1 protein-coding gene is annotated in these 6,407 nt (G+C 75.1%); it reads right to left on the bottom strand.

Features of this window, described 5'->3' with window-relative positions; all coding sequences use genetic code 11:
* Window positions 1–6,401 (bottom strand): type I polyketide synthase (locus ABT369_RS51520; protein WP_502891935.1); only part of this gene is annotated, 6,401 nt, incomplete at its 3' end.
* Window positions 6,402–6,407 lie beyond the last annotated feature (6 nt).

Consider the following 6,407-nt stretch of genomic DNA (forward strand, 5'->3'; position numbering starts at 1 on the left):
TGCGCGGCAACAATCTCACCCTGCGAATGACCGATCACCGCATGCGGCCTCACACCCGCGCGCAACCACACCCGCGACAGCGCCACCCCAACCGCGAACAGCACCGGCTGCACAACCTCGACCCGATCCAGCCAACCCGAGTCATCACCGGTCAACAGCCCCGCGACATCCACATCCAGCCACGGCGCCAAAGCCAGCTGACACTCCAGAACCGCATCCGCGAACACCGGACACGACGAGAACAACCCCGCCGCCATACCCGCCGACTGACTCCCCTGACCCGGGAACACCCACACCATCCGCCCGCCGTCGGCCGTGCCGGTGATCTCGACGGGGGTCAGGAGCTCCTCGGTGGTCCGGCCCACGGTCGCGGCCCGGTGCTCGAACACCGCCCGGGTCGTCGCGAGGGACCACGCGATCCGCTCCGGGGAAGCGGTGTGGGCGACGGCCGCGAGCCGGGCCGTCTGCTCGGCCACCGCCGCGGCCGACCGGCCCGAGATCGGCCAGACCACCGGGCCGACGACCAGGCCGCTCGTCTCGGGGGTCTCGCCGGGCGTCTCGTCGGGCAGGGCCAGGATGACGTGGGCGTTGGTGCCGCTGATGCCGAACGACGACACGCCCGCCCGGCGCCGGCCGGTGGACGGCCACGGCCGGGCCTCCGTCGCCAGCTCCACCTTCCCGGCCGACCAGTCCACGTGCGGGGTCGGGGCGTCGACGTGCAGGGTTGCCGGTACGACACCCTCCCGCATCGCCAGGACCATCTTGATGATCCCCGCGACACCCGCGGCCGCCTGGGTGTGGCCGATGTTCGACTTGATCGAGCCCAGCAGCAGCGGCTCGCCACGGTCCTGGCCGTAGGTCGCCAGCAGCGCCTGCGCCTCGATCGGGTCGCCGAGCGTCGTGCCTGTACCGTGCGCCTCGACCACGTCCACATCGGACGGCAGGAGCCCCGCGTCGGCGAGCGCCTGCCGGATCACCCGCTGCTGCGACGGCCCGTTCGGGGCCGTCAGACCGTTCGAGGCGCCGTCCTGGTTCACGGCCGAGCCGGCGACGATCGCGAGAATCGGGTGGCCGTTGCGGCGGGCGTCGGCCAGGCGCTCCACGAGCAGGACGCCGACGCCCTCGCCCCAGCCCGTGCCGTCCGCCGCGGCCGCGAACGCCTTGCAGCGGCCGTCCTCGGACAGCCCGCGCTGCCGCGAGAACTCCACCAGCAGGCCCGGCGTCGCCATGATGGTCACGCCACCCGCGAGCGCGAGGTCGCACTCACCGCGCCGCAGGGACTGGACGGCCAGGTGCAGCGCCACCAACGACGAGGAACACGCCGTATCCACGGACACCGCCGGCCCCTCCAACCCCAACGCGTACGCCACCCGCCCGGACACCACCGACGCTGCATTGCCCGTGCCCGCAAAACCACCCGTGTCGTCCACGGCTCCCATCAACAGAGCCCCGTAATCCTGGCCGTTGGTCCCCACAAAGACCCCAACCGGCGCACCGCGCAACCCCTGAGGATCCACCCCGGCCCGCTCCACCGCCTCCCACGACGCCTCCAGCAGCAGGCGCTGCTGCGGGTCCATCGCCAGAGCCTCGCGGGGGCTGATGCCGAAGAACCCGGCGTCGAAGGCGGCGGCGCCGTCGAGGAACCCGCCCGCGGTGGCGTAGAAGGTCCCGGCGCGCTCGGGGTCCGGATCGTAGAGCCGGCCGAGGTCCCAGCCGCGGTCGGCCGGGAAGTCGGACATGACGTCGACGCCGCCGTCGACCACGCGCCAGAGGTCCTCGGGGCTCGTCACGCCGCCCGGGTACCGGCAGCTCATCGCGACGATGGCGATCTCCTCGCCGAGCCCGTCGGCCGGGCCGGTGACCGCCGCGGGCCCCTGCGCCTCGCCGGGCAGGAGCACGGTGAGGAGGTGCTCGGCGAGCGCGCGCGGCGTCGGGTAGTCGAACACGAGCGTGGTCGCCAGCCGCAGGCCGACGGCGGCGGACAGGCGGTTGCGCAGCTCGACGGCGGTGAGCGAGTCGAAGCCGCAGTCGCGGAACGTGCCCGTCTCGGGCAGGTCGGCGGCGCCGCCGTGGCCGAGGACCGCGGCCGCCAGGTCCCGCACGAGCGCGGTGAGCACGTCGAGGCGGGCGGCGTGGTCGAGGCCGGTCAGCTCGGCGCGCAGGGAGACGGCCTCGTCGGCGAGGTCGGCGCCGATCGGGTCGCCGGCGTCCATCGCGCGGGCCGCCTCCGCGACGCCGCGCAGCAGCGGCCGGGGGCGGGTGGCGGCGAACGTCGGGGCGAAGCGGCGCCAGTCGACGTCGGCGATGGTGACGCAGGCGTCGCCGTGCTCGACCGCCTGGCGGAGCGCGGCGATGGCGAGGGCCGGGTCGAGGGCGGGCACGCCGCGGCGGCGCAGCTGCTCCTCGGTGGTGTCGCCGCCGGAGCCGGACTCGCCGGCCATGCCGCCGGCCGCCCAGGGGCCCCAGGCGATCGCGGTGCCCGGCTTCCCGGCGCGGCGCCGCTGCTCGACGAGGGCGTCGAGGTGGGCGTTGGCGGCGGCGTACGCGGACTGCCCGGCGCTGCCCCAGGTGCCGGCGATGGACGAGTACACGATGAAGGCGTCGAGCTCGCGTCCGGCGAAGATGCGGGCGAGGTTGGTGGCGCCGTCGGCCTTGCCCGCGGCCACGGCGGCGAACTCGGCCGCGGTGACGTCGGCGAGCGGCGTGGTCTGCGAGCGGCCGGCGGTGTGGACGACGGCGGTGATGCGGTCGCCGCCGGCCTCGACGCTCTCGACGAGCGCGGCGAGGGCGGCGGCGTCGGCGACGTCGACGGCGGCGACGGTGACGCGCACGCCGAGGTCGCGCAGGTCGGCCGCGTACTGCTCGGCGCCGGGCGTGTCCAGGCCGCGCCGGCCGAGCAGGACCAGGTGGGCGGCGCCCTCGGCGGCGAGCCAGCGGCCGAGGTGCCGGCCCAGGGCCCCGAGGCCGCCGGTGACGAGGACGGTCCCGGACGGGGTCCAGGGCCGGGCCGCGGGGTTCCCGCCGATCTCGGCGCGGACGAGGCGGCGCACGAAGATCCCGGCGGTGCGGATCGCGAGCTGGTCTTCGTCGGAGGTGCCGGCCAGGACGGCGCGGAGCTTCGCCCAGGTGTCCGCGTCGGCGGCGGGCGGCAGGTCGATCAGGCCGCCCCAGCGCTGCGGCGCCTCCAGGCCCACGACCCGCCCGAGGCCCCAGGTGGCGGCCTGCGCCGGGTCGATCTCGCGGTCGTACGGCCCGGCCGCCACCGCGCCCCGGGTGACGAACCAGAGCCTCGCCTCGCCGGGTGTCTGGCTCAGCGCGAGGTTGGCGAGCAGCCCGCCCTCCCCGGCGCCTTCCGGGTCGAGCGCGAGCAGCGACACGATGCCCCGGACCGGCTCGCCGTCCGCGGCCGCGTCGACGGAGGGCACGATCTCGACGTCGGCTCCCCCGTCGCGCAGGGCGGCGGCGACATCGGCACCATCAGTGCCGGGCGGGACGACCACGAGCCAACGGCCGGCGAGATCGGTCGCGGCCGGGTTCGCGATCGGCGTCCAGCTGATCTTGTACCGCCACGAGTCGATCAGCGACCGGTCGCGCTGCCGCCGCCGCCACGAGGAGAGCAGCGGCACGACGACGCGCAGCGACTCCTCGGCGGCGTCGTCGGCGTGCAGGGTCGCGGCGAGACCCGCGAGCTCCTCGCGCTCGACGGCGGACCAGAACCGGGCGTCCGCGGCGCTGGGCTGGTCGGCGGGCTCGGCGGTGCCGGGCTCGGGCCAGTACCGCTGCTCCTGGAACGGGTACGTGGGCAGGTCGACCGCCCGCCCGGCGCCCCCGAGCACCGCGGCCCAGTCGACGTCGACGCCGGCCACGAACAGCCCGGCCACGGCCCGCAGCAGCGACTCCCGCTCGTCCCGGTCGCGCCGCAGCGTCCCGACCACCACCGCGTCATCGGCGGGCAGATGCGGCACGAGCACCGAGTCGGGCCCGACCTCGAGGAAGGTGTCGACGCCTTCGGCGCGCATGGCGGCCACGTTGTCGGCGAACAACACCGTGCCCCGCACATGCCGCACCCAGTAGTCGGCATCGAACTCGGCGATCAGCCCACCGGTGACATTGGAGACGATCGGAATCTGCGGCGGATTGAAGGTGACGCCTTCCAAGACCTCGCGGAACTCGGCCAGCATCGGCTCCATCAACGCCGAGTGGAACGCATGCGAAACCCTCAGCCGGCTCGTCCGAACGCCAGGGAACTCGGGCAGCAGCTCCGCCGGGCCCGACAACACCCACGAGTTCGGCCCATTGATCGCCGCCACCGACACGCCCTCAGGCACATCATCGACGGGCGCACCAACCGCCAGCATCCCGCCGCCGGCCGGTAGCGCCTGCATCAACCTCGCCCGGGCCGCGACCACCTTGCAGGCGTCCTCCAGCGACCACACCCCGGCCACATACGCGGCGACCAGCTCACCGATCGAGTGCCCGCCGACGACCGACGGCCGCAAGCCCCAGGCCTTCAACTGCTCGTAGAGGGCCACCTCGATCGCGAACAACGCCGGCTGCGTGACCTCCGTTTCGTCGATCCGCTCATCCGGCAGCTCACCGAAATGCGCACACACCTCGGCGTACACCCGGTTGAACACCGGGAAGTCGAGCGTGGAACCCATCCCGGCCCGCTGCGCGCCCTGACCCGGGAACAGCACCCCGACCCGGCGATCGGCGGCCGCCAGCCCCACCACGCCGCCGGACAGGTCGGCCAGGCGCTCGACCAGCTCCTCGCGGCGCTCGGCCAGGACCACGGCCCGGTGCTCGAGCACCGACCGCGAGGCGATCGACGCCCAGGCGACATCGCCGGGCTCGGCCTCGGGATGGGTCGCCAGCCACCGCGACCAGCTCCCCGCGACCGCGGTGAGCGCGGCGGCGCTGCGGCCCGAGACGAGCACGGGCACCGGCCCGCCGGCCGGGCGCGCGTCGGCCGCCGGCTCCCCGTCGGCCTGCGGGTCGGCCTGTTCGAGGATGACGTGTGTGTTGGTGCCGCTCATGCCGAACGACGACACCGCGGCCCGGCGCGGGCGGTCCACGGACGGCCACGGCCGCGCCTCGGTCAGCAGCGAGACCGCCCCGGCCGCCCAGTCGACGTGCGGGGTCGGCTCGTCGACGTGCAGGGTCTTCGGCAGCACGCCGTGGCGCATCGCCATGACCATCTTGATGACCCCGGCGACGCCCGCGGCGGCCTGGCTGTGGCCGATGTTCGACTTGATGGAGCCGAGCCACAGCGGCGCGTCGGCGGGGCGCTCCTGGCCGTAGGTGGCCAGCAGCGCCTGGGCCTCGATCGGGTCGCCGAGGGTGGTGCCGGTGCCGTGGGCCTCGACGGCGTCGACCTCGTCCGGGGTGAGCCGGGCGGTGGCGAGGGCCTGGCGGATGACCCGCTGCTGCGACGGGCCGTTCGGGGCCGTGAGCCCGTTGCTGGCGCCGTCCTGGTTCACCGCCGAGCCGCGGATGACGCCGAGGACCCGGTGGCCGAGCCGGCGGGCGTCGGCGAGGCGCTCCAGGACGAGCACGCCGACGCCCTCGGACCAGCCGGTGCCGTCGGCGGCGGCGGCGAACGACTTGCAGCGGCCGTCGGCGGCCAGGCCGCGCTGGTAGGAGAACTCGACGAACGCGCCCGGGGTGGCCATCACGGTCGCGCCGCCGGCCAGTGCGAGGGTGCACTCGCGCTCGCGCAGGGCCTGGCAGGCCAGGTGGATGGCGACGGTGGACGAGGAGCAGGCGGTGTCGACGGTCACGGCGGGGCCTTCGAGGCCGAACGAGTACGCCAGCCGGCCGGAGACGACGCTGGCCGCGGTGCCGGTGAGCAGGTAGCCCTCGACGCCGGCCGCCGCCTGTTGCAGCAGCGCGGTGTAGTCCTGGCCGGAGGTGCCGATGAAGACGCCGGAGCGGCTGCCGCGCAGCGACAGCGGCGCGATCCCGGAGCGTTCGAGGGCCTCCCAGGCGACCTCGAGCAGCAGCCGCTGCTGCGGGTCCATCGCCGTCGCCTCGCGCGGGGAGACGCCGAACAGCGCCGCGTCGAACCCGCCGGGCGCGTCGAGGAAGCCGCCGAGCGGGGCGTAGCCCGCGTCGAGGCCGTACCCGGTGCCATTGCCGGTGCCATAGCCGGTGCCATGGCCGAGCCGCGCGTCCCAGCCGCGGTCGGCGGGGAAGCCGGAGATGGCGTCCCGGCCGGTGGCGACGAGCTCCCAGAGGTCCTCGGGGCTGGTCACGCCGCCCGGGTACCGGCAGCCCATGCCGACGATCGCGACGGGGTCCAGCTCGGGCTCGGAGAGGTCCCGCAGCCGCTGGCGGGTCTGCTGCAGCTCGGCGATGACCCGCGCCAGGTACTCGCGGAGCTTCTCCTCATCCGCCATCAGTCTGCC

Source organism: Dactylosporangium sp. NPDC000244 (genome assembly GCF_040300725.1).
GTDB lineage: Bacteria > Actinomycetota > Actinomycetes > Mycobacteriales > Micromonosporaceae > Dactylosporangium.